This is a genomic window from Pseudomonas sp. R3-41 (genome assembly GCF_054161485.1).
The window spans coordinates 1812019-1837132 of record NZ_CP096421.1 but is presented as its reverse complement, the minus strand read 5'-3'; the positions used below and the strand labels follow the sequence as shown (position 1 = coordinate 1837132).

General features: G+C 60.0%; 18 protein-coding genes, 4 tRNA genes and 2 pseudogenes. 10 read left to right on the top strand and 14 right to left on the bottom strand.

The genetic code is table 11. From position 1 onward, the window contains the following. Positions 1–51 precede the first annotated feature (51 nt). Together M1D99_RS08230 and M1D99_RS08225 are read left to right on the top strand one after the other, a co-directional pair. Positions 52–2130, top strand: coding sequence for a carboxy terminal-processing peptidase (locus M1D99_RS08230; RefSeq protein WP_186710148.1), 2079 nt, complete (start codon positions 52–54; stop codon positions 2128–2130). A gap of 118 nt (positions 2131–2248) precedes the next feature. After that, positions 2249–4036 (top strand): bifunctional diguanylate cyclase/phosphodiesterase, encoded by a 1788-nt coding sequence (locus M1D99_RS08225; protein ID WP_186710139.1) that lies wholly within the window; start codon positions 2249–2251, stop codon positions 4034–4036. Positions 4037–4271: 235 nt separating this feature from the next. Here the strand turns inward: M1D99_RS08225 and M1D99_RS08220 are convergent, their stop codons facing one another. From M1D99_RS08220 to M1D99_RS08190, 7 genes are all read right to left on the bottom strand, one after another. Next, positions 4272–4694: a hypothetical protein gene (locus tag M1D99_RS08220; protein ID WP_458131631.1), complete on the bottom strand. Its 423-nt coding sequence runs from the start codon at positions 4692–4694 to the stop codon at positions 4272–4274. Between the two features lie 11 nt (positions 4695–4705). Further along, positions 4706–9463 carry an RHS repeat-associated core domain-containing protein gene (locus M1D99_RS08215; protein ID WP_458131630.1) on the bottom strand — a complete coding sequence of 1586 codons (4758 nt, stop codon included), beginning with the start codon at positions 9461–9463 and terminating at the stop codon, positions 4706–4708. 184 nt (positions 9464–9647) lie between these two features. Further along, a complete protein-coding gene (locus M1D99_RS08210) occupies positions 9648–10049 on the bottom strand; it encodes an SEL1-like repeat protein (protein WP_434574636.1) in 402 nt (133 codons plus the stop codon). Beyond that, entirely contained in the window at positions 10050–10421 is a 372-nt protein-coding gene (locus tag M1D99_RS08205) for a hypothetical protein (protein WP_003179080.1), read from the bottom strand. Beyond that, positions 10418–10759 carry a helix-turn-helix domain-containing protein gene (locus M1D99_RS08200; protein ID WP_186709869.1) on the bottom strand — a complete coding sequence of 114 codons (342 nt, stop codon included), beginning with the start codon at positions 10757–10759 and terminating at the stop codon, positions 10418–10420. Before M1D99_RS08200 ends, M1D99_RS08205 begins: the two co-directional genes overlap by 4 nt. Before the next feature lie 102 nt (positions 10760–10861). Beyond that, positions 10862–11317: a YkvA family protein gene (locus M1D99_RS08195; RefSeq protein ID WP_186709871.1), complete on the bottom strand. Its 456-nt coding sequence runs from the start codon at positions 11315–11317 to the stop codon at positions 10862–10864. Positions 11318–11610: 293 nt separating this feature from the next. Then, complete coding sequence (locus M1D99_RS08190) at positions 11611–12324, bottom strand: FKBP-type peptidyl-prolyl cis-trans isomerase (protein ID WP_030142016.1); 714 nt, start codon at positions 12322–12324, stop codon at positions 11611–11613. Positions 12325–12594: 270 nt separating this feature from the next. Here M1D99_RS08190 and M1D99_RS08185 point away from each other — a divergent pair, with 270 nt between their 5' ends. Beyond that, entirely contained in the window at positions 12595–14400 is a 1806-nt protein-coding gene (locus tag M1D99_RS08185) for a di-heme-cytochrome C peroxidase (protein WP_458131629.1), read from the top strand. Positions 14401–14431: 31 nt separating this feature from the next. Beyond that, positions 14432–15568, top strand: a complete 1137-nt coding sequence (locus M1D99_RS08180; RefSeq protein WP_434574634.1) for a catalase family protein — start codon at positions 14432–14434, stop codon at positions 15566–15568. 646 nt (positions 15569–16214) lie between these two features. Here the strand turns inward: M1D99_RS08180 and M1D99_RS08175 are convergent. The 4 genes from M1D99_RS08175 to M1D99_RS08160 form a co-directional block, all read right to left on the bottom strand. Then, positions 16215–16291: transfer RNA gene (locus M1D99_RS08175), tRNA-Asp, on the bottom strand. A 17-nt stretch (positions 16292–16308) separates the two neighbouring features. Continuing rightward, positions 16309–16384: transfer RNA gene (locus tag M1D99_RS08170), tRNA-Val, on the bottom strand. A 176-nt stretch (positions 16385–16560) separates the two neighbouring features. After that, positions 16561–16637, bottom strand: a tRNA-Asp gene (locus tag M1D99_RS08165). A gap of 20 nt (positions 16638–16657) precedes the next feature. Further along, positions 16658–16733 (bottom strand) — tRNA-Val (locus tag M1D99_RS08160). Between the two features lie 160 nt (positions 16734–16893). Between M1D99_RS08160 and rdgC the strand changes: the two genes are divergently transcribed. From rdgC to sugE, 3 genes are all read left to right on the top strand, one after another. Further along, positions 16894–17814, top strand: a complete 921-nt coding sequence (rdgC, locus tag M1D99_RS08155) for a recombination-associated protein RdgC (RefSeq protein WP_014339706.1) — start codon at positions 16894–16896, stop codon at positions 17812–17814. A gap of 144 nt (positions 17815–17958) precedes the next feature. After that, positions 17959–18924: a bile acid:sodium symporter family protein gene (locus M1D99_RS08150; RefSeq protein ID WP_186709877.1), complete on the top strand. Its 966-nt coding sequence runs from the start codon at positions 17959–17961 to the stop codon at positions 18922–18924. A gap of 118 nt (positions 18925–19042) precedes the next feature. Continuing rightward, the gene (gene sugE, locus M1D99_RS08145) at positions 19043–19357 is read left to right on the top strand and encodes a quaternary ammonium compound efflux SMR transporter SugE (RefSeq protein ID WP_003204587.1); all 315 of its coding nucleotides are present in this window, start codon (positions 19043–19045) and stop codon (positions 19355–19357) included. A 181-nt stretch (positions 19358–19538) separates the two neighbouring features. On the opposite strand, the gene M1D99_RS08140 is transcribed toward sugE, so the two are convergent. From M1D99_RS08140 to M1D99_RS08130, 3 genes are all read right to left on the bottom strand, one after another. After that, the gene (locus M1D99_RS08140; RefSeq protein ID WP_434574633.1) at positions 19539–21413 is read right to left on the bottom strand and encodes an MFS transporter; all 1875 of its coding nucleotides are present in this window, start codon (positions 21411–21413) and stop codon (positions 19539–19541) included. A gap of 81 nt (positions 21414–21494) precedes the next feature. Continuing rightward, a complete protein-coding gene (locus tag M1D99_RS08135; protein WP_434574632.1) occupies positions 21495–22643 on the bottom strand; it encodes a TDT family transporter in 1149 nt (382 codons plus the stop codon). Positions 22644–22746: 103 nt separating this feature from the next. Beyond that, positions 22747–23058, bottom strand: coding sequence for a cupin domain-containing protein (locus M1D99_RS08130; protein WP_434574631.1), 312 nt, complete (start codon positions 23056–23058; stop codon positions 22747–22749). A 101-nt stretch (positions 23059–23159) separates the two neighbouring features. On the opposite strand from M1D99_RS08130, the pseudogene M1D99_RS08125 reads away from it, so the two are divergent. The 3 genes and pseudogenes from M1D99_RS08125 to M1D99_RS08115 form a co-directional block, all read left to right on the top strand. Beyond that, a pseudogene (locus M1D99_RS08125) lies at positions 23160–23288 on the top strand (TetR family transcriptional regulator); the annotation flags it as partial. 283 nt (positions 23289–23571) lie between these two features. Beyond that, positions 23572–23676 (top strand): annotated as a pseudogene (locus M1D99_RS08120) (TetR family transcriptional regulator); the annotation flags it as partial. Positions 23677–24166: 490 nt separating this feature from the next. After that, positions 24167–25114: an IS110 family transposase gene (locus M1D99_RS08115; protein ID WP_186710884.1), complete on the top strand. Its 948-nt coding sequence runs from the start codon at positions 24167–24169 to the stop codon at positions 25112–25114.

Here is a 25114-nt window from a genome sequence, read left to right as displayed (position 1 = left end):
CTTCAAAGACGGCCTAATATGCGTTATCAATTGTCCCTGCGTCGAATCAGCATGAAGCACCTGTTCCCCAGCACCGCCCTCGCGCTCGTCATTGGCCTCGGCCTGTTACCGTTGTCGAACGATACGTTCGCAGCCAACAGCTGGGACAAGCTTCAGCCCGATCGCGACGAAGTGATTGCCAGCCTTAACGTCGTCGAATTGCTCAAGCGCCATCACTACAGCAAGCCACCGCTCGATGATGCGCGCTCGGTCATCATCTATGACAGCTACTTGAAGCTGCTCGATCCATCGCGCAGTTACTTCCTGGCCAGTGACATCGCCGAATTCGACAAGTGGAAAACCCAGTTCGACGATTTCCTCAAGAGCGGCGACCTGAACGCCGGGTTCACCATTTACAAGCGTTACCTGGACCGCGTGAAGGCGCGCCTGGACTACACCCTGGCCGAACTGAACAAAGGCGTCGACAAAATCGACTTCAATGCCAAGGAAACCTTGCAGGTCGACCGCAAGGACGCCCCTTGGCTCAAAAGCACGGCCGAACTCGATGACCTGTGGCGCAAGCGCGTCAAGGACGAAGTGCTGCGCATGAAGATCGCCGGCAAGGACTCCAAGCAGATCCAGGAAACCCTGACCAAGCGCTACAAGAATCAGTTGGCGCGCCTGGACCAGACCCGCGCCGAGGATATTTTCCAGGCGTACATCAATACCTTCGCCATGTCCTACGACCCGCACACCAATTATCTGTCGCCGGATAACGCGGAAAACTTCGACATCAACATGAGCCTGTCCCTGGAAGGCATCGGTGCGGTGCTGCAGAGCGACAACGACCAGGTGAAAATCGTGCGCCTTGTTCCGGCAGGCCCGGCGGACAAGACCAAGCAGGTCAGCCCGGCGGACAAGATCATCGGCGTCGCCCAAGGCAACAAGGAAATGGTCGACGTGGTCGGCTGGCGCCTGGACGAAGTGGTCAAGCTGATCCGTGGCCCGAAAGGCTCGGTGGTGCGCCTGGAAGTCATCCCGGCCAGCAATGCGCCGAACGACCAGACCAGCAAGATCGTGGCCATCACCCGCGAAGCGGTGAAGCTGGAAGAACAGGCGGCGAAGAAATCGGTCCTCAACCTCAAGCAGGACGGCAAGGACTACAAGCTCGGCATCATCGAGATTCCGGCTTTCTACCTGGACTTCAAGGCCTTCCGCGCCGGGGATCCGAACTACAAAAGCACCACCCGCGACGTCAAGAAACTGCTGACCGAACTGCAGAAGGAAAAAGTCGACGGCGTGGTCATCGACTTGCGCAACAACGGCGGCGGCTCCCTGCAGGAAGCCACCGAACTGACCAGCCTGTTCATCGACAAGGGCCCGACCGTGCTCGTGCGCAACGCCGATGGCCGAGTGGATGTGCTGGAAGATGAAAATCCGGGCGCGTTCTACAAGGGGCCGATGGCCTTGCTGGTCAACCGCCTGTCGGCGTCGGCCTCGGAGATTTTCGCCGGCGCCATGCAGGACTATCACCGTGCGTTGATCATCGGTGGCCAGACCTTCGGCAAAGGCACCGTGCAGACCATCCAGCCGCTCAACCACGGCGAACTGAAGCTGACCCTGGCGAAGTTCTACCGGGTGTCCGGCCAGAGCACCCAGCACCAGGGCGTGCTGCCTGACATCGATTACCCATCGATCATCGACACCAAGGAAATCGGTGAAAGCGCCCTGCCCGAAGCCATGCCGTGGGACACCATCCGACCGGCGATCAAACCGGCCGTGGACCCGTTCAAGCCGTTCCTGGCCCAGCTCAAGTCGGACCATGACGCGCGTTCGTCCCAGGACGCAGAGTTCGTGTTTATCCGCGACAAGCTGGCCCTGGCGCAGAAATTAATGATGGAAAAAACCGTCACCCTCAACGAAGCCGACCGTCGGGCGCAGCATGCCGACATCGAGGCCAAGCAACTGGCCATGGAAAACCTGCGTCGCAAGGCCAAGGGCGAAGAACCGCTCAAAGAGCTGAAGAAAGAGGACGAAGACCTGATCACCGAGCCGGAGAAAACCAAGCCGGAAGACGACGCCTACCTGAGCGAGACCGGGCGGATCCTGCTGGATTACCTGAAACTCAACACGGCGATCGCCAAGCACTAAGATGATGGCCATTTAATGGTGATGCTCGTCGGAGTGTCATCAAACTGACATCAGTCTGTCGTGAAATACAGGACTGGGTGCCCCGCACCCGGTCCTTTTTTTATCGCCAGAGATTGCCATGACCACGACAGAACAGCTGAGTGCCTTGAGTTCGATCCTGGCTCAAAGCGGTTTGCACAGCCTGTTCCAACCGATCATCTGCCTTTCCGAACGGCGCATCGTGGGCTATGAAGCCTTGACCCGCGGCCCTTCCAACAGCCCGCTGCACTCCCCTATCGCATTGCTTTCGGTAGCGCGCCAAGCCGGACGCCTTAGCGAGCTGGAACTGGCCTGCCGCCGCAGCGCCTGCCAACGCTTCAATGAGCAAAAGCTGCCGGGCAAGCTGTTTCTCAACGTTTCGCCCGAATCCCTGCTGGAATCCGCGCACCAGACGGGACGCACGCTGCAATTGCTGCAAGACTTCGGCATCGCCCCCAGCCAGGTGGTGATCGAACTGACCGAACAGACCCCCATCGATGACTTCCAGCTCTTGCAAACCGCCCTGCATCATTACCGGGCGATGGGTTTCTCGATTGCCTTGGACGACCTCGGTGCCGGTTATTCGAGCCTGCGGCTGTGGTCCGAATTGCGCCCCGACTATGTGAAGATCGACCGGCACTTCATCGACGGCATTCATCAGGACGCCCTCAAGCGCGAGTTCGTCGGCTCGATCCTGAAAATCGCCCGGGCTTCCCGCGCCCAGGTGATTGCCGAGGGCATCGAACTGCCGGAAGAGCTGGCGGTGCTGATCGAAATGGGCGTCGACCTGGTCCAGGGCTATCTGCTGGCCCGGCCCCAGGAACAACCGTCGCGCGATGCCAGGGCACTGATGCCCCGGCAGGACAGCGGCGTGGTGGCGCTGAATGATGAGGTCAACGACCTCAGTGCGCTGCTCAACGAACAGCCGGCGGTGGCTCACGACACGCCGACAGCGTCCGTGCTGGAAGCGTTCCGGCGCCAGGCCAATCTCAACTCCCTGGCGGTGCTGGACAATCAGAACCAGCCCTGTGGCATCGTCCATCGCCATTCACTCTCGGACGCCTTGCTCAAGCCCTTTGCCACCGACCTGTTCGCCCGCAAGCCCATCAGTCGGCTGATGAGCGATGACTTCCTGGCGGTGGAGTTGAACCAGTCGCTGCAACAAGTCAGCCGCCTGATCACCAGCCGCGCCCGGCAACGCATCGAAGAAGATTTCATCATCACCCTCAACGGTGGCTACCTGGGCCTTGGCCGGGTAATCGACGTGCTCAAGCTCATCACCGAACTGAAAATCCAACAGGCCCGCTACGCCAACCCACTGACCCTGCTGCCGGGCAACGTGCCGATCCAGCAATGCCTCACGCGCCTGCTGCAACAACGGCAGGAATCGGTGATCTGCTACGTCGACATCGACAGCTTCAAGCCCTTCAACGACATCTACGGCTACGGTCGCGGCGACGAAGTCCTGCTGTGCCTGGCCCAATGTCTGAACGAACGCATCGACCCCAGCCGCGACTTCGTCGGCCACATCGGCGGCGACGACTTCCTGCTGGTCCTCGGACCGGACGACTGGCGCAAGCGCCTCGACCAGTTGCTCAGCGACTTCCAGACCCACTGCCGCCGCTTCTACCGCCCCGAGCATTTGGAGGCGGGATGCTTTACGGCGTTGAATCGGCAGGGGATTCGGCAGGAGTTTGCGTTATTGTCATTGTCGATTGGCGTGGTGCACTTGCGTGCCGAGGCTTGTGGGGAGTTGGATGCCAGCCAGCTGGCGGAACTGGCTTCCCAGGCCAAGCACCATGCCAAGGAGATTTTGGGAGGGAGTGTGTATTTGGTGGAGGGGTTGGCTGAGCGGGCGGTTGTGATGGAGTTGGGGTTGTCGGTGTAAGTGAGTCCCGCATTGGCCCGAACGCCTGACGCTACCCCTGTGGCGAGGGAGCTTGCTCCCGCTGGGCTGCGCAGCAGCCCCCCTCTTCTGACCGACGCCTCGGTGTGTCTGACTGACCGAGTGGGTTGTTTTTAGGGCTGCTTCGCAGCCCAGCGGGAGCAAGCTCCCTCGCCACGAAAGCGGTTTGGTGATTAAGCAGTAGAAGTCCCGCATTTTGTGACAAGGTCCTGAGCACCTATATGTAGTACCAAGTAGACCTATCCTCGGCTTCAGCCTTGCGAAGATCATCCGCCCATAGCTCACTTGCCAGTCTGTATATATCTTCAAAAAAAATTCTTGGGTCGTTCATTGCGTCCCATCCGTCGGGTAGCGATGAGCACTCCTGACAATCATGTTCTAGCAAAGTCTGAAAATCATAATCGCTGTCTTGCAACGCTTCTTCTAAACTTTTATACAATGCAAATTTTTGCCTGTACGTTATTTTCCATTTTTTAGACAGCGAGTAGTTTAAGATTAATATCTCTCGATCCGCTGGGCTGTTGGGGTCATATTTTTCAAGCTCTTCCCCTAGCGTTTCTTCTCGATCATATATATCAAAACAACCCAAAAAATATGCAGGCGTGGGTATATATGGCTGGCCGGTGCTTGGATCGATCACTTTATTACTTCCTATTTTATTGGATACAGTGTAAATGGAATTTCGGTATCCCGATCAAATTTCATTTCTATACGGTTCATGTCAACCAGTTTTGGATCGTTTGGATCCTTGGAGTTTGGAATGTATCCTTTCCCCGCACCCGGTAGATCTGCCCGTAGATATTTGCTTCCGCTTTTGTCTACCAGCAGTTCATGCCCGCTATTTTTTTTTGCAATTGCTAACTCATAGGCCTTTAGCTGTAACTCCCAACTATTAAACCTTGAACTTGGATTCCCCTTCCTATGCGAAGGGGTTCTACCAGTTAAGGGATCTGTACCATCAATGGCTCGCTGCTTCCACACTTGGTCTGGAACCGCAAGGCTATGCTTACCAACCATATGCATGCCTTGCTCCCGATCTAGACGCCTGACTTCTTTTTCGGCCAACTCAGCGGCGGTCGGTTTGGGCAGCGCAGGCTCCCCCTCATCTACCCCAACCTTCGCCGCCGGATCCTGATCCCCAACCCCCGGCCTACACCCCCCCTTCCCCGGACAATCCACCAACCCCAACGGATCCACCCACCCCGTCGGGTTCAGGGTGTAGCGATACCCATTGAGCCCACCCGCCAATTTGCTCGGGTCAGGCGTCAAATAGCGGCCAGTCTCGGGATTGTAGTAGCGGTGCCGGTTGTAGTGCAGGCCGCTTTCGGGGTCGAAGTATTGGCCCTGGAAGCGCAGCGGTTGTTCAAGCTGCTCGCCGTCGCCGTGCCTGAGTGCGGTGACTTTGCCGTAGCCGTTGTAGCGCGCCGACCAGACGATCTGGCCGGCGGGGTTGGTCAGTTCCTGGGGCGTGCCCAGGTGGTCGAGGTGGTAGTAGAACGGCGCGGCGTTTTCCGGGCCTTCGCCGTTGAGCATCGCCAGTGGACGGAAGGTGCCGGGTTCATAGACGTAGCTGCGGTGATGGCGCGGGCTGTTTTCGGCGACGACTTGGTCGCCCTGCCAGAAAAACTCCGTGGTCAGGCCGTCCACGGTCTTGCTGATGCGTCGGCCGAAGGCGTCGTAGCGGTAGGACGTTTCGCAGCCGTCCGCCGTGGTGACGCCGATCAGGCGGTGTTGGCTGTCGTAGCGGTAGGCGCTGACCAGGGCCTCGCCGCGGCGTTCGCGGATCAGGTTGCCGAAGGCGTCGTAGTCGTAGTGGCGGTCGCCCTCCTTCAGCAGGCGGTTGCCCTTGAGGGTGGTCGGGCCGGGGCGGTCCTGCATCAGCAGGTTGCCGGCCGGGTCGTGGCTGAAGTGTTCCGGCGGTTCGCTGTGGGAAAAGTCGATGCGGGTCAGGCGATCTAGAGAATCGTACTGGTAGCTGCGGCGGTTTCGGTGGTCGGAAAGGGTTTGCAGGTTGCCCTTGGGGCTGTAGGTATAGTCGCGCCAGAGCAGTTGCTGCTGTGGGTTCTGCCACGCGGTCTGGGCCTTGAGGCGGCCCTGTTCGTCGTACCTGTAGTCGCTGAGCAACTGGCCTTGCTGGCGCTGCCGTTCGTGGCTGCCGTCAAAGCGGTGTTCGGTCAGGCGCGCGCCGTTGAGGTCGATGGCGGTCAGTGCGCCGCCCGGGGCGTGGTGGTAGTCGAGCTGGCTGTCGTCCGGCAGGCGCAGGTGGTTGAGGCGTCCGCAGGCATCGTAGCGATAACGCAGGGTGCCCCAGCCCTGGTGCTCAGTGATCAGCCGATCCTGGGCGTCGTATTCGAAGGCCAGCGGATGGTCGCTGCCGTCATCGACGTAGACCAGCCGGCCCAGTTCGTCGTAGCGGTATTCGATGGCCTGGCCGTCGGGCAAGGTTTTGAGTTGCAGCCGCCCGGCCGCGTCGCGCTGGTAGCGGGTGACCCATTGCGAACCGTCCTCGCCGTGCTCAATTTTTTCCAGTAGGTGACCGTTGAGGTCGTAGGCGTAGGCGGTGCGTTGGCCGTCGAAGCCGATTTGCTGTCGGATCAAGCCGTTGGGCGTGTAGTCCAGCTGATATTGTTCGCCGGATTCGTTCTCGATCTCGGTCAGCAACAGCCGCGCCGAGTCGTAGCGGTACTTCAGCTCGCTACCGTCGGGGTTCAGGCGACGGCTGACCAGGTGCAGGTCATCGGCGTATTCGTAGCGGGTGGTGCGGCCCTGTTCGTCGCGCTCTGCAATGACCTTGCCGTAGGCGTTGTAGCTCCAGGCCCGGATGGCGCCGGTGGGCAGGGTGACTTGCAGCAGTCGGCCGACGGCGTCCCATTGGTAGTGCGTGAGGGCGCCGTGTTCGTCCCGGCGGCTGAGCAAACGTCCCAAGGCATCGTAGGAAAAACACCGGCGACCGCCGTCGGGCAGGACTTCTTCAGTCAGTTGGCCCAGGCGACTCCAGGTGAAGCGATGTTCGCCGCCGTCCGGGTCGTACCTTGCCAGCAGTTGCCCATGGGCATCGTAGGCATATTCCGTACGCTGGTCGTCCGGGTCGATGCTGGCGATCACATCGCCCCGGTCATTGCGGCGGTAGGTCCATACGGCCTGGCCGCGCTGACGGGTGTGCAGGAAACCGTTGCGGTATTCGTAGGACGTCGGCGCTTCATCTGGAGGAATCAGCGCCAACAGTCGTCCGACGTCGTCGTAGCGGTATTCGCGGACCGCCCCCAGCGGGTCTTGCTCGGCGATCAGCCGGCCCTGTTCGTCATAGGCCTTGAGGTGTTCGCCGCCGTCGGGCTCGACCTTGCGCACCAGCCGCGCCCGGTCGTCGTGGACATACACTTCCTGGCTGCCATCCAGGTGCCGGACGGTGACACTGCCGTCCTCGCCCCAGGTGTAGCGGCTGTCCATCTGCGCAAACGAAGCCCAATGCCGTACACAGCGAGACGCCGGCCCGACGCCTTGCCACTCCCAATAAAAACTCGCTCCGCCGGCCAATTGCCGTTGGAGGATGACGTGCTGGTCGTCGTAGTCGTAGCGTTCGCTTTCACCGGCGGCATTGGTCGCTTCGATCAGTCGGAAACGTCCGTCGTAGCGGTAGGACACCAGCGTCTGCTCGGTCCGCCAGGCTTCGTCGAGGGTGATGGCCGGGTGGAAGCTCTGGTAGTCGACGGCGATCAGGTGACGCTGTTCGTAGCGCAGGCGCAGGGAACGCCCGGCGCCGTTATCCAGGCGGCAGATGTCGCCGTGGATGTTGCGCTGGAGGGTCAGGCGGTTGTCGTAGCGGTCGCTGAGGGCGGTCAGGCGGCCGTCGCGAAAGTGCAGGAACGGGGCGTTTTCCCCCGGTTGGGCGACGATCAGCTCGTCCGGCTCGCTGCCCAGGTAGATCGCCGCCCGGGCCAGGCTGTTGTGGATCGCCGGGCGCTGGGTGCTGGGCAATGGAAAAAGCGTGCGACGGTTTTCCTGGTCGACCCAGGTGACTTGCTCGCCGTCGAACTCCAGGCGATGGGCCAGGGCATGGCTCCAACCGCGCCCGAGGCCGACGTCCAGGTTGGCGGCGCTGGTGCGGTATAAACGGGTGAAGACAAACGGCAAGCGGCCATCAAGGGTGCCGTCGTCGAGGGTCAGTAGTTCTTCGCCGGTGACCATCGACACCGGGCAGCCGCTGGTCTGGGTCTGGGCGGCGGTGTCGGCGCTGTCGCCGTTGGGGTTTTTCGATTGGGCGGGGGCGTCGTCGTGGGGTTCGTGTTTTTTCAGTGTGGTGTTGCGCTGTGCATCCCAGCGCAGCTGCATCCGGCCTTTTTTTATCCCCGCCGCGATGCCGCGTGCCGCCACGGTTTTGTAGCGGTCCACGTAGGTCATGAAGCCGTTGACCACCGCGAAGATCGCCTTGACGAAACGCTGCACTGCGTTCAGCAGGCTTGCACCATGCCTGGCCAACCGCATCGATAGATAGGCGATCCCAGCCCCCGCCCCCGCAAAGGTCAAGACCACGCCGATCAGCAAGTCGATCACCAGTTGCACCACCACAGTGGAGAGCGCTTCGGCCGTTTCGCCGGCGACTTCGCTGGGCGGCAACATGTCCAACCAGAGACTGGCAGTGCGCACCAACAGGCACAGCGCCGCTTCGTCACTGGCCAGCAGTTGCAGCTTCGCCATCACCGCCGGGGTGTCTTGCGCCAGCTTCTTCAACTGCTCAGCGCTTTCACCCAACCGATCAACAAACTGACCGGGGTCCTTGAGGATGTCCGAGAGCAGACTGATGCTGTCCCACACCCCCTCGATCGCCGCCCAACTGCCAGCGAGCAACCCGTTCCCCACCGCAGCCGCCGACGTCGCCAAGGACTGCTGCGCCCATCGCGGCTTGAAACCTTGCCACTCGTGTCGTAGCCAGTCCGTCAGATCACCGGCCAAGCCATCGTAGGAAGAAAACAAGTTCTCTATTTGCTTGGCGGACACCTCGCCCTGAACGTGAACCCGATAGGACTTGCCCGCCTCCCCCTTGAAGGTCCCCAGGCCCCGGGCGTCCAGAGTGACCGGCGTAACCTCGCCGCCCTCCACCGCCACCACATCCACCACGATGTCGCCCAAGGGGATGTCGTACACCGACTCGAACTTGCTCTCGATCGTCATCACGCCGCCCAGGGGGCACTGGACGACCGTGGAGAGAAAATCATCGTCACGGGCGCCGACGGCAGTGGTGCTGTCGCCGAAACGGATCAGCCGCTCCATGCCCATCAGCGAGGGCAAGTCGGCCGCGTGGCTGGCCCGGTCTGCCGCCCGGCTGTACCAGCGCTCAAGCTGCTCGCGGTAGACCGACAAGGTGTCTTTGAAGCGGTCGAGTTCCTGCTCGATACGGTTCACCTGTTCCATCAGGACAGGGCTCGCTCAAGGGCCGGCAGGAAAAAACGGTCGAACATGGGCAATGTCTCGCAGCACTCAAGGAGCGCGAGACTGTGCCGGGGATGGCGGGGGAATTAAGTCAGGGGAACGGGACAAAGGATGTAGGGCGATTCGCTAAATTCGCCCCGCTGCCACGAATAGCCTGTGGATAACGCTAAGAGTCGCGGGCTTCGAGGGCCTTGAGCTTGATCTCGGCCAACGGATGCCCGGCTTTCGCCGCCAAGGTCCACCAGCGTGCCGCTTCGAGCGGGTCCGGCGCCTGGTTGGTGGTACCGGCCAGGCTGATCACGCCGACTTGGTAGGCGGCCTTGCCATCACCGGCCAGTGCCGCCAGGCGCAGCAGGCGAATCCCTTCTTCACGGGCGCCCAGCCCTTGGCCGCGAAAGGTGAGGATGTGCCCGTAGAAACTTTGCGCACCGACATCGCCCAGGTTGGCCATGCGCGAGAACTGGCCCTCGAGCCAGGCCCAGCCACGCGGCTGGCGGACGAACCAGGGCCAGTGAAACAACCGACGCGCCAGCCAATAACCGAGCCGCGCCTTGAGTCGCCAGAGCACTCAGGCCTCCGCCGACTCGGGGTATTCGTATTCAAACACCCGGACCACTTCCGAAGCGTGCCAGGAAGCGGCGGCCACCCCATCGGAAGGCCCGGAAAAGCGGCCCAGGCGTTCTACGCACTCGAAGAACCCCGTACGCGGCAACCGGCTCGCGCCCTGGCTGATCACCAGGGAACTGCGCAGTGGCTGTTCTGCCCGGGCGTCCAGCGCCGCCAAATGCTCAAGGGCCGCGGTCAAGGTCTGCATGGCCGGGCTGGGGAGTTGCAAGCGCTCCAGCAAGGCGCGGTAAGTCAATAAATGGCGCTGGCGCCGCGCCTGGTCCAATTCACCCAACAACCCATCCCAATGCTGCCGACTGATGCGTACACTCACGATTCTTCCCTCCAACCCGGCACCGTCAACTCCCAGGCCAGACTGCGCCGAATCGCGGCATCGGGCTGTCGCTCGCCGCTCTCGATCAAGGCCAGATAAGACGGGCTGATACCTACCGTGCGAGCCAACGCCTCAATGGCGATGCCCTTCCCTTCGCGCAAACTGCGTAATTGATCCAGGCCAGGGAGAACCTGGTCGGGTGCCGCCGCGTGCCGGACTGTCGCTTCACGCGGCGGAGCTTGATTGACACCTGCTGCTTTCAACAACGCTTGGTACTGATCCCACGGCAAAACCGCGTACTCGGGTTCTCCGTCACGTGTGATTATTTGAATATCCATGTCTACCCCGTAGGACAACAACACTTAGCGAGTCAGCCTTTTTCCTTGGAAGTGTAATCCTAAATGCCGGCTAAGGTCGCGGGGTGATGCATTCTCAGGGGATCAGGGCTTTTTCTGACCTTGGAGCTGGAGTTGTTCCGGGGTGTCGGGAAGCCTTTCGACTTTGGCCAGCGTCTCGGGTGACTGTCGATAACGCCAGGCGCGGAATGCCTCGAGCTCAACGTCGAGGGTTTTCATGATCCAGGCCAGCACCGCGATGTCGTCGAACATGCCAAACATGGGCAAGAGGTCTGGAATGGCGTCCAAGGGGCTGAGGAAGTACATGAGCCCCGCCACTATCGACAGCATCGACTTGGCGCTGACCGCGCGGTACTCGCCGCGCCAGTAGGCCAGGCACAAGGCCTGCAACAGGCGCAGGTCCTCCTTGAGCTTGCCCAGCCGCCCACCCTCCCGGGCACCTTTGCTGGCGACGGCGAAGAGCAATGTCGGCAATCGACCGCGGGCCAGCAGGCGGCCTGCCAAGGGCAGAAATCGCGCAAAATTCCACGGGGCCTTCATTTTTTCTCCCACTGAAATGTTATCCACACAAATTGTGGATAACCTTGTGAACAGAGCTGCATTTCACCGCTGAAGCCCCCGTTCCATAAGGGCCCGGCTTAGATCGGGCGTTTTTTACTCACATAAAAAAACCCAATATTTCATTGACTTGACCAGCCGACTGCGTCTAGCACAGCGCCTGCAATGCCTATGACTATAGCTTGCACCGGGCGTTCGTTTTTTTGCCATCTTACCGCCGCCCAGATGCAACAACGCCCCGCATAAGCGAGGCGTTGTCGTTATAACAGACGCGATTACTTGGCTGCGTCTTCTTTTGCCGGATCCTTGATCGCCAGCAGCTCCAGGTCGAACACCAGGACCGAGTTGGCCGGGATGGCCGGGCTCGGGCTCTGGGCGCCGTAGGCCAGGTCGCTCGGGATGTACAGCTTGTACTTCTCGCCGACGTGCATCAGTTGCAGGCCTTCGACCCAACCTGGGATCACGCCGCTGACCGGCAGGTCAATCGGGCTGCCACGCTCGACGGAGCTGTCGAACACGGTGCCATTGGTCAGCTTGCCGGTGTAGTGAACGGTCACTACGTCGGTCGGCTTAGGCTGCGCGCCATCGGCTTTCTTGACCACTTCGTACTGCAAGCCGGAAGCGGTGGTGGTGACACCGGCTTTCTTGCCATTTTCTTCGAGGAATTTCTTGCCGGCGGCTGCCGACTCTTCGCTCATCTTGGCCATGCGCTCTTCGGCACGCTTTTGCAGCGCGGCAAAGGCTTCGACCAGTTCTTCGTCTTTCAGCTTCTGTTCTTTCTTGCCGACGGCATCTTCGATGCCCTGGGCAACTGCTTTGGAGTCCAGGTCATCCATACCTTCCTGAGCCAGGCTTTTGCCCATGTTCAGGCCGATACCGTAGGAAGCTTTCTGCGCCGGGGTTTTCAGCTCTACGCTGGTCTGCGAGTCGCAACCCGCGAGTACCAGGCCAACCAGGGCTACCGCCGCCGCCAACCGATGCTGTTTCATGCTATTTCCTTGTTCATGCGCCTAAAGGGCAATCGAGTAAAGCCGCGAGCTTATCAGGCGGCCACGACCAATGGCTACCGGCATGTGAGCCGCAAAGTGATGATAAGTTCAGGTCCGCAAACGCTTTTTGATCCCAGGCAAATGAAGCATCTGTCATCCGTTACGCGCAGGGACACCTTGCCGCTCCCCCACAGGACGGGGCTACTGGCCACTTGCCCGCCGCGCAGCGCTGAGGCATAAGGGCATATCAAAAAAAACAAGGACGTAACCGTGCGCCTCCTCTCTCGCATTCTCTTGCTGCTCCTCGCGCTGCTGATCGTCGTCGTGGCCGTGGTGCTTTATTACGTCGCCAATCCCCGGCTGCCGTTCTATGAGCCCATCCAACAGGTGCATTACCTGGATCAATGGAGCGCCGCCGAACGCCAGACCTATTACTTCACGCCCCAGGGCACCCAGGTCAAAGGCCTGCGCTACGACTGGTTCACGGCCCTCGAACTGCCGTTTTCGCAACAACGCTTCGCATCGCCGGAGTATCTGGCGCGCTTTGGCTTCCTTATCGATCCGGCCCAGAAAGCCACGCCCGAGAATCCCGGCAATCTGCCGGTGGGTTTCACCCGGCACCAGAACGCAGGCAGCGCCGACCCATTCCTCGATATCACCTGCGCTGCGTGCCACACCGGCGAATTGCGCTTCAAGGGCCAGGCGATACGGATCGACGGCGGCTCGGCACAGCACGTGCTGCCTTCCAGCGTTCCTACGCTACGCGGTGGCAGTTTCGGACAGGCATTAGTCGCCAGTCTGGCGTCTACGTACTACAACCCTTGGAAATTCGAACGCTTCGCCCGCCAAGTCCTGGGCAAGGACTACGACGCCCGCCACGAGGACCTGCGCAAGGCGTTCAAGGACTCCCTGGATACTTTCCTGCGGGTGGCCTGGAACGATACCCATCGCGGCCTCTACCCCACCGAAGAAGGCCCTGGCCGTACCGACGCCTTCGGCCGCATTGCCAATGCCAGCTTCGGCGACGCCATCTCGGCGGAAAACTACCGGGTCGCCAACGCGCCGGTGGACTATCCACAGTTGTGGGAAATGTGGACCTTCGACTGGGTGCAGTGGAACGGATCGGCCCAGCAACCGATGGCCCGAAACGTCGGTGAAGCGCTGGGAGTAGGCGCCACACTGAATTTCTTCGACGCCCAGGGCAAACCGCTGCAGGGCGACGCGCGATACCCCTCCAGCGTGCGCGTGCGCGACTTGAACAAGATCGAAGAGACCTTGCAACTGCTCAAGGCGCCCGTGTGGCCGGAAGCGTTGCTGGGCGCGGTCGATAAACCGCTGGCCGCCAAGGGCCGGGCCCTGTTCGTCGAAAACTGCGCCGGCTGCCATGTGCCCAAAGTGGTCCAGGGGCCCGACAGGCCGGTACAGCAGTTGCACATGCTGCCGGTGAAAGTGATCGGCACCGACCCGGGCACTGCCAATAATATTGCTGATTACCGTTACGACCTGACCAGCCTGCAATGGAACCCGGCTGAACTGGCGAAGCTGGAAGTGCAACTGCACCCGACCCCGACGGAGCCGCTGGACCTGAGCCAACTCTCGGTCGCCAAAGGCTTGGCCTACGTCACTGCCTTCGTCGAAAACCGTGCTTACCGTGAAGCCGGGGTCACCCCCGCCGAGCGCCCGGCCCTGGACGGTTTCGGCCTGCCCATCGGCGTACGTGAATTGCGCGCCTACAAGGCCCGGCCGTTGGCGGGTGTCTGGGCCACGCCACCGTTCCTGCACAACGGCTCGGTGCCGACGATCTATCAACTGTTGTCCCCCCAGGCTGAGCGGGCGACCACCTTCTATAAAGGCAACTTCGAATACGACCCACGCCATTTGGGCTATCGCACCGAAGCCTTCACTAACGGCTTTAACTTCGATACCCGGGTTACCGGCAATCACAACAGCGGCCATGAATTTCGCGCGGGCGAACGCGGCAACGGCGTCATTGGCCGCCTGCTGCAACCGCAGGAACGCTGGGCCTTGCTGGAGTATTTAAAAGTACTGGGCGGGCCACTGGAGTCGCAACTGTAATGATGAACCCCACCGGTAAAAGGATGTTGGCATGTTGATCACGCTCTGGCTGCGCCTCGGCGCCTTTTTGGGCAAGACGCTCTTGTGGCTGCTCGGCATCGGGTTGCTCGGCTGGGCACTGTCCTCGGCCTGGTTTGCCTGGCAACACAGGGGACCTGTCCCGGACAAGGAACAGGTGGCACCCGGCGAAGCCGCCATGACCCAGGACATCATCCAGACTGCGATCCGCATCGTCGATCAGCACCGCGAAGGCACACGCTATCTGCGTGATGCCCATGCCAAGGCGCACGGTTGCGTCATGGCCGAGGTCCAGGTGCAGAGCGACCTGCCTACCCCGTTGCGCCAGGGGGTGTTCGCCGAACCGGGCAAGACCTGGCAGGCCACGATCCGCCTGTCCAACGGCAACGCTTATCCGCAATTCGACAGCCTGCGCGATGCCCGGGGGATGGCAATCAAACTGCTGAACGTGCCCGGCAAGCAATTGCTGGCGGACCGGCAATCATTCGGCGAGCAGGATTTCGTGATGTTCAATCATCCGAACTTCTTTGTCAGCGATGTCGCCGAGTACCGTCAGAATGTGGCCGCTCAGGCTGACGGGAAGAAGGCGATGGCTTTTTTTCCGAGTCTGGACCCGCGCACTTGGCAGATTCGGCATCTGTTCATCGCTTTGGCGACCCTCTCGCCGGCCCCGGCCAGTCCGACCCAGACCACTTATTTCTCGGTATCGCCTTATAAGTTTGGCGAGGCCAACGCCAAGTTTCGCGTCGCGCCGGATCCGGACAGCTGTCCAAGCTATACCCTGCCACCGCAGAATCAGGATTTGCCGAATTTCTTGCGCAGCGCGCTGAACCAGCAGTTGTCCACAGACCGGATGCCGGCGTGTTTTGTCTTGCAGGTCCAGCGTCAGGATCCGAGCAAGTACATGCCGATCGAAGACACCAGTATTGAATGGCAGGAAAGTGATGCGCCGTTCGAAACCGTGGCGCGCATTAAGGTGCCGGCTCAGGATTTTGATACGCCCAAGCTGAATCTGGCTTGTGATAATCAGTCGTTCAATCCTTGGTTTGGGATTGAGGCGCATCGGCCGATTGGGGGGATTAATCGGTTGCGTAAGGCGGTGTATGAGGCGGTCAGCGATTATCGGCATCGGCGGAATGCTGAGCAGTAGACGGGGGGTTGGGTGTATATCCGTTCCGCTATCGCGAGCAAGCTCGCTCCCGCACCTGATCTTCAGCAGCCCACAAAGCGTATATACACCGCAGAACCCATTGTGGGAGCGAGCCTGCTCGCGAAGTGGCCGGCACAGCCAACATCAATACAAACTGCCCCACCGCCTTCGCGAGCAGGCTCGCTCCCACAATGGGTCTGCGATGAACTCAAGTCTCATGTACGCCCGAGATCACCTGTGGGAGCGGGCTTGCTCGCGAAGTGGCCGGCCCTTTCAATATCTTCATCGACTGTGACATCGCCTTCGCGAGCAGGCTCGCTCCCACAGGGGATCTTCAGCAGACGCAAAATCCGTGTGCACCGCAAAACCTGTGGGAGCGAGCCTGCTCGCGATGAGGTCAGCCCATCCAACACCTTCATCGACTATGAAACCGTGATGGGCATGAGCGCTTTGGTTACTTTTGACTGGGCCGGCTTCCGGGCTCTTCAAAGTGCCCCGCCGCCAGGGCGGAACCCTAAGTCGCCGTTACTGCAGCAACGGATACACACAAAAAAAGAGAATAAAAAAAAACGACGCTCTTCCCTCGTAAAGGAAAAGCGTCGTTTCTAGTAGCCACCTGGCGTTCAGCATTCCAGGTAACCAAATATGGCGCAGCGGACGGGACTCGAACCCGCGACCCCCGGCGTGACAGGCCGGTATTCTAACCGACTGAACTACCGCTGCGCGTAACATTGAAAGTTTGGTGGGTGATGACGGGATCGAACCGCCGACATTCTGCTTGTAAGGCAGACGCTCTCCCAGCTGAGCTAATCACCCTTCACTTTCGATGCGGGGCGCATTCTCTCACAGTTTTTTGTAACGTGCTGATTTAATTAGCAAATTCAGCAAAAAAACATGAGCAACACACACCGCGGGAACTGCAAACAGCAAAAAGCCCGCGTTAGCGGGCTTTCCGTGGTGACCTGGCGTTCAGTGTTCCAGGTTACCGAATATGGCGCAGCGGACGGGACTCGAACCCGCGACCCCCGGCGTGACAGGCCGGTATTCTAACCGACTGAACTACCGCTGCGCGTAACACGTTGAGCGAAATGGTGGGTGATGACGGGATCGAACCGCCGACATTCTGCTTGTAAGGCAGACGCTCTCCCAGCTGAGCTAATCACCCTTCGCTTTCGGTGTGGCGCGCATTCTACGGAGCACTCTTTAAGCTGGCAAGCACTTTTTAAATTAATTTTTTCAGGCCTTCCAAAGGCTTAGCGAAGGGTTGGCCTATGGCGCCGCGAAGAGAATAATGCCCCCCTTTGTATAAAGGAGAGACTCACCCCATGTGGTTCAAAAACCTGCTTATCTATCGCCTGACCCAAGATCTGCCTTTTGATGCCGAGGCGTTGGAAACTGCACTGGCCAGCAAACTGGCGCGTCCATGTGCAAGCCAGGAGTTGACCACTTACGGTTTCGTCGCGCCGTTTGGCAAAGGCGAAGACGCGCCGCTGGTGCATGTCAGCCAGGACTTCCTGCTGATCGCCGCGCGCAAGGAAGAACGCATCTTGCCGGGCAGCGTCGTGCGCGATGCCCTGAAGGAAAAGGTCGAAGAGATCGAAGCCGAGCAAATGCGCAAGGTCTATAAAAAGGAACGGGACCAGCTCAAGGATGAAATCATCCAGGCGTTCCTGCCCCGTGCGTTCATCCGTCGCTCGTCCACCTTTGCCGCCATCGCGCCGAAACAGGGCCTGATCCTGGTGAACTCGGCCAGCCCGAAACGCGCCGAAGACCTGCTGTCGACCCTGCGCGAAGTCATCGGTTCGCTGCCGGTACGCCCACTGACGGTCAAGATGGCCCCGACCGCCACCATGACCGACTGGGTCAAGACCCAGAAAGCCGCGGACGACTTCTTCGTGCTGGATGAATGCGAACTGCGCGACACCCATGAAGACGGCGGCATCGTGCGTTGCAAGCGCCAGGATCTGACCAGCGACGAAATCCAGCTGCACCTGAACACCGGCAAGGTGGTGACGCAACTGTCGCTGGCCTGGCAGGACAAGTTGTCCTTCGTGCTCGACGACAAGATGGTGGTCAAGCGCCTGAAGTTCGAAGACCTGTTGCAGGACCAGGCAGAGCAGGACGGCGGCGACGAAGCCCTCGGCCAACTGGACGCCAGCTTCACGCTGATGATGCTGACGTTCGGCGAGTTCTTGCCGGCGCTGGTGGAAGCGTTGGGTGGTGAAGAGATTCCCCAGGGGATCTAAAGGCGGTGATCTCTAGTGTGGGAGCGGGCTTGCTCGCGAAGGCGGTGTGTCAGCAACCCCTATGCTGTCTGACACACCGCCTTCGCGAGCAAGCCCGCTCCCACATTTTATATTTGTGGTGTTCTTAATAATAAGGATCAGGTCATGCGCGCATTGGCTGCATTAAGCCGCTTCGTCGGCAACACCTTCGCTTACTGGGTACTGTTTTTCGCGGTACTGGCTTTCCTGCAACCGCAATGGTTCGTTGGCCTGAAAGTCGCCATCGTGCCGCTACTGGGCCTGGTGATGTTCGGCATGGGCCTGGCATTGAAGCTGGAGGACTTTGCCGAAGTCGCCCGCCATCCGGGACGCGTAGCCCTGGGGGTGGTTGCCCAATTCGTGATCATGCCCGGTACGGCGTGGTTGCTTTGCCAAGTATTCAGCCTGCCGCCGGAGATCGCCGTCGGCGTCATCCTGGTGGGTTGCTGCCCGAGCGGCACATCGTCCAACGTCATGACCTGGCTGGCTCGCGGTGATTTGGCCCTGGCCGTGGCGATTTCCGCGATCACCACCCTGCTTGCTCCGCTGCTGACCCCTGCGCTGATCTGGCTGCTGGCCTCGGCCTGGTTGCCGGTGTCGTTCTCGGCGCTGTTCTGGTCGATCCTGCAAATCGTGCTGGTGCCGATCGCGCTGGGCATCGTCGCCCAACGCCTGTTGGGTGCCCGGGTTCGTCATGCCATAGACGTGCTGCCGCTGATATCCGTGGTGAGCATCGTGATCATTGTGGCGGCGGTGGTCGCGGCCAGTCAGGCGAAGATCGCCGAATCCGGCCTGCTGATCATGGCCATTGTGATGCTGCACAACAGCTTCGGTTATCTGCTGGGGTACTTCACCGGGCGTTTGTTCGGCTTGCCGTTGGCCCAACGCAAAACCCTTTCATTGGAAGTCGGCATGCAGAACTCCGGCCTCGGCGCGGCGCTGGCGAGCGCGCACTTTTCGCCACTGGCGGCGGTGCCCAGTGCGCTGTTCAGCGTCTGGCACAATATCTCCGGAGCCCTGCTCTCGACGTACTTCCGGCGCATGAGCGAAAAACAGGACCGCGAGCTACTTGACCGTCAAGCGGCAGACTGACCGAGCGACTTGACCAAACAGTCAGCATTGGGCACTCTTGCGCCCAATGCGGGGACGACCCCGCAACGCCAAAGAGTTCACTATCCGGGGACGACCCCACCCATCGATGAGGTGCGTGATGTCCTGGATCATTCTGTTTTTTGCCGGCCTGTTCGAAGTCGGCTGGGCTGTTGGCCTGAAGTACACCGACGGCTTCAGCCGCCCTCTTCCCACCGCACTGACCATCGCCGCCATGGCGATCAGCCTCGGCCTGCTCGGCCTGGCGATGAAGGAACTGCCGCTGGGGACGGCCTATGCGATCTGGACCGGGGTCGGTGCCGTGGGCACGGTGATCGCCGGGATCATTTTGTTTGGTGAGTCGATGGCGCTGGTTCGCCTGGCCAGCGTGGCGTTGATTGTCGCCGGATTGATCGGCCTCAAGGTCAGCGCCTGAGCCCTCCCGGTAGGAGCAAGACCTTCTAGGAACAGTGGAACTTGTAGGAGCAAAACCTGTGGGAACAAAGAGCTGTGGGAGCAAGGCTTGCCCGCGATAGCGATCTCAGGGACGCCATCGCGAGCAAGCTTTGCTCCCACAGCACCTTGCTCCCACAGGTCTTCTCCTTCAGTTTTTCGTTCTAGCGGACCGTGCCACGCAACTCCCCCACCAACGCTTGCAACTTCGCCGGCTCAGCCACTTCCACCGCAACCGCCGAGCCCGCCACCAACGTCACCCGCGACCAGAACCGGCGAAACAGCCCCTTGGCCGGGTCGCGACTGAAGAAACTGCCCCACAAACCCTGCAGCGCCAAGGGAATCACTGGCACCGGGGTTTCCTGGAGGATGCGCGTCAGTCCACTCTTGAACTCATTGATCTCTCCGTCAGCGGTCAGTTTTCCTTCAGGGAAAATGCACACCAGCTCGCCGTCCTTCAAGTATTGGGCAATTCGCTTGAAGGCTTTTTCATAGATATGAATATCTTCCTGGCGCCCGGCAATCGGGATGGTGCCGGCGGTGCGGAAGATGAAATTCAGCACCGGCAGGTTGTAGATCTTGTAGTACATCACGAAGCGAATCGGCCGACGCACCGCGCCGCCAATCAGCAAGGCATCGACGAAGGACACGTGATTGCAGACCAGCAGCGCTGCGCCTTCATCCGGTATCGCCTCCAGGTTGCGATGCTCCACGCGGTACATGGAATGGCTCAGCAGCCAGATCATGAAACGCATGCTGAACTCGGGGACGATCTTGAAGATGTAGGCGTTGACGCCGATGTTGAGCAACGACACCACCAGGAACAGCTGCGGGATCGACAGCTTGGCCAGGCTCAGCAACACGATGGAGACAATCGCCGAGACCACCATGAACAACGCGTTGAGAATATTGTTGGCGGCAATCACCCGCGCCCGCTCGTTCTCCACGGTGCGCGACTGGATCAGCGCATACAGCGGCACGATGTAGAAACCGCCAAAGACGCCCAATCCGAGGATGTCGATCAACACCAGCCAGGCATGGCCGAAACCGAGCACTTCAAGCCAACCGTGGCCCTCGACGCTGGCGGGAATCCCACCGGAATGCCACCACAACAGCAGGCCAAACACGGTCAGACCGAACGAACCGAACGGCACCAGGCCGATCTCGACTTTGCGCCCGGAAAGCTTTTCACACAGCATCGAACCCAACGCGATCCCCACCGAGAACACCGTCAGGATCAGGGTCACCACGGTCTCGTCGCCGTGCATCCACTCCTTGGCATAAGCGGGAATCTGCGTCAGGTAAATCGCCCCGACAAACCAGAACCACGAGTTGCCGACAATCGACCGGGACACCGCCGGGGTTTGCCCCAACCCCAATTTCAGGGTTGCCCAGGATTGGCTGAAGATGTTCCAGTTCAGACGCATTTGCGGCGAGGCCGCCGCCGCGCGCGGAATGCTGCGACTGGCCAGGTAACCGAGCACGGCGATGCCGATGATCGCGCTAGCCACCACCGGGGCGTAATGCGCCGAGGACATCATGATCCCGGCGCCGATGGTGCCGGCCAGGATCGCCAGGAACGTCCCCATCTCCACCAGGCCGTTGCCGCCGACCAACTCATCTTCACGCAAGGCCTGCGGCAAGATCGAATACTTCACCGGACCGAACAACGCCGAATGCGTGCCCATGGCGAACAGCGCCAGCAGCATCAGCCACAAGTGATCGAACAGGAAACCCACCGCGCCCACCGCCATAATGGCGATTTCGCCAAGCTTGATCAGGCGAATCAACGCGTCCTTGGCGAATTTTTCCCCGAACTGCCCCGCTAATGCCGAGAACAGAAAGAATGGCAGGATGAACAGCAGCGCGCAGAGGTTGACCCAGATCGAGCGGTCGCCTTCGATGGTCAATTTGTAGAGGATGGCGAGGATCAGCGACTGCTTGAAAATGTTGTCGTTGAACGCGCCCAAGGACTGCGTGATGAAGAACGGCAGAAAACGCCGCGTGCGAAGCAAGGTGAACTGCGAAGGGTGACTCATCTTCCATGTTCCTGAGTGGCGTGGACGCTTATTGGAATGAAGGTTTTTCGATCCAGGCCACACATTACCTGTCTTTAGCGATTATTTCGCCAGCCCTGCAATGCAGGGCGACACAAACAGCTCACCGTGCCAGGCGCCCAGCACCGTACGCCGCCCAACGATCAGCCACATCACCACCAGCAAGGCCACCAGCACAGCACCGAACACGCCGAAGAAACCCAGGCCCAGCAGCTCGAAAAGCTTCAGCGTCGTCAGCGCGTACACGCCCAGGGGAAAGGTAAAGCCCCACCAGCCTAGGTTGAAGGGAATGCCTTCGCGCAGATAGCGCGCGGTGATCAGCAGCGCCATCAACATCCACCACAACCCCAGGCCCCACAGCGTGATGCCGGCCACCAGGCCCAAGCCGGCGGCGATGTCGCCCACGCTGGGCAGGCCATTGGCGGCAAAAATCAGCGGGGCATCGTTGCCCAGCAGCAACATGCCCAGGGCACCGGTGCCAATCGGGCCGAGGGCCAGCCAGCTCGAGGCGGCCATGTTCTCGTGAGGCAGTTTGTGCAGGGCCATGCGCAACAGCAGAATCGTCAGGATGCTGAACGCCACCGGCAGGGAAAAGGCCCAGAGCACGTAGCTGGTCACCAGCATGACCAGTTGTGCATGAGCGTCGGCCAGATGCGGCGCCAACAGCCCGCCGCTGGCCGCCGCGACTTCGGCGGCCACCACCGGCAACAACCACACGGCGGTCATCTGGTCGATCCGGTGTTCCTGGCGAGTGAACATCAAGAAAGGGATCAGCACGCCACAGGCCAGCGACATGGCCACGTCTATCCACCATAACGCCTCGGCCACCGCCACCACGCTCTGCCCCCAGCGCGGCAGCCCAAAGACCAGACAGCCATTGATGAGGGTCGCCAGCCCCATGGGAATGGTGCCGAAAAACATCGAGACCGTCGAATGGCCGAAAATCCGTCGCGCTTCGTCGAAGAACAGCACCCAACGGGCCGTGTACATGAGGGCGAACACCACGAACAACAGCGTGTTGAACAACCACAACCCTTCGCCCAAGGCGCGCAGGCCCGGCATCTGCGCCGGCCATTGCGCCAGGGCCAGCGCCAGCACACCGGTGCCCATGGTCACGGCGAACCAGTTAGGTGTGAATTGGCGAATGGCTTCCAGCGGCCTGGGCAAATGGCTCAACGGGCGCAAGCGGTTTTTCGCGGCACAGCATGTCATGGCGAACTCCTGTCCTCGGATGAGGTGGAGCCATGCTAGAGCGGGATCGAATATCTATATAACGGGTAATTTCTCTATATGTAATCTGTTTTACAGATAAGTATCAGACGCTGCCCTCGGTTTCGATCACCAGGATTCTCGCTTCGCCCAAAGGCTTGGCGACATGTTCGGTGCCCACCGAGGCGTAGAAAATGTCCCCAACGTCCAGCAGGGTCGCCTTTTCGACACCGTCTTCGCGATAGCACATCCGCACTTGCCCATCGAGCACCACGAAGACTTCCTGACCGTCGTTGATGTGCCATTTGTACGGCTGGTCGGTCCAGTGCAGGCGCGTGGTGATGCCGTTCATGTTGGCGATGTCCAGCGCCGCCCAGGCACGGTCACCGGTGAAGGACTTGCTGCGAATGATTTTCAAGGGGTCCGTCCGTAAGAAGGTTGAGGCGCCAAGACTAACCCACTGCCGGCGGCACCTGCATGCTCGGCTTCAAGGCCGTACGCCATCGCTGACTGGTTTCACCGACTGACGCAGTCGAGCGGCTGATCAATGTGGTGGTGGCGCCGACGGTGTTCCGCATTCTCTTTGCCACCGCGCCGCTGGAGGTTGGGGAGTTGTATCGGCTGGTGGATATTGCGCTGGGTCAGTAAGGTCGCCATCGCGAGCAAGCTCCCACAGTGGACTTGTGGTGTCAGCCATATCTGCGTTCACCACAAAACCCAGTGGGAGCCGAGCTTGCTCGCGATGGCGGCGGTACATCCAGCGTCCCAGTGACAGGTACACCGCCTTCGCGAGCAAGCCCGCTCCCACAGTGGGCTTGCGGTGTCAGCAATATCTGAGTTCACCACAAAACCCTGTGGGAGCGGGCTTGCTCGCGAAGGCGGTGGCACATTCAACATCGATGCAAGCTGACCCAGCGCTTTCGCGAGCAGGCTCAATGTGGTGGTGGCGCCGACGGTGTTCCGCATTCTCTTTGCTAACGCGCCGCTGGAGGTTGGGGAGTTGTATCGGCTGGTGGATATTGCGTTGGGTCAGTAAGGCGCCATCGCGAGCAAGCTCCCACAGTGGACTTGTGGTGTCAGCCATATCTGCGTTCACCACAAAACCCTGTGGGAGCCGAGCTTGCTCGCGATGGCGGTGGTACATCCAGCATCCCAGTGACAGGTACACCGCCTTCGCGAGCAAGCCCGCTCCCACAGTGGACTTGTGGTGTCAGCCATATCTGCGTTCACCACAAAACCCTGTGGGAGCGAGCTTGCTCGCGAAGGCGGTGGCACATTCAACATCGATGCAAGCTGACCCAGCGCTTTCGCGAGCAGGCTCGCTTGTATGGTAGGACTTGAAGGGAGGAGGAGGGACAAGGCTCGATTCTGACTGTTCGCGCAGTACAGACCGTGGAAGATTTCGCCCCTCCTCCTTTCACCCAAGCGCCGATAAAGAATGCTTCGGCCTGGATCGACGATAGAGACAAGCCTGCGCCTCTGGGTGACCCCTTCAAGTGTTCAAACCTTAGCCCGGAGGATTTTCAATGGCAATGCCGGTTTCTGTCACAAAGCCAATCGTGGGCGTGGATGTCGCCAAGAACGAGCTGGTGATCTATCACGCAGAGCTTGATGTGTTGGAAGCGATTCCTAACGACAAGGCGGCCATCAAAAGGTGGTTGAAAGTATTGCCGGGACCCGTCGATGTTGCCATTGAGTCGACCAATATCTATCACTTGGATTTTGCTGATCTGGCCTATGAGGCCGGTTGCACGATCTATATGGTGGGCGGTTATGAACTTCATCATTACCGCAAAGGCGTAAAAATACGCGCCAAAACCGACGCGCTGGATGCCAAGCTGCTGGCTCGTTACCTGAAGAACGAAGGGCATGAGCTTCATCCATGGGCGCCGCCATCTCCGTTGTATCGCCAGCTTCTAAGCCTTTTCCGCCGTCGTGCTGCCTTGGTTCAGGCTCGAGTCGCCCTGGTACAAAGCTGGGCGAACGAGCCACTACTGAAGACAGCTTTCGCCGAGCAAATCGCCGCCATGCAGAGGCTTGAGACATTGATCGAGAAGACGATCAAGGATCATCTGAAAAATGCCGGTTTGCTAGGTCAACTGAACCGTTGCCTGAAAGTCGAGGGCATCGGATTTTTGACCGGAGCTCGTTTGCTTACGGCATTTCAGCGGGGCGACTTCAAGAATGCAGACGCTTTTATCGCTTTCTTGGGAATGGATTTGCGAGTGTCCCAATCAGGACAAAAAGATGACCGGCGAAGCTTGAGCAAACGCGGCGACCCGGAAGTTCGTCGGCTTTTACACAACGCAGCCATGTCGGCCAGCCGTACGTCTGCCTGGAAAGGCTTTTATGAAAAACTAAGAGCTCGGGGCTTCGCTACCACGCAGGCGCTAGTAATACTGGCTCGCAAGCTTGCTCGGATCGTATTCGCTTTGCTGAAAGGACAAAGCGAATACCAACCAAAAGCGGCTTGA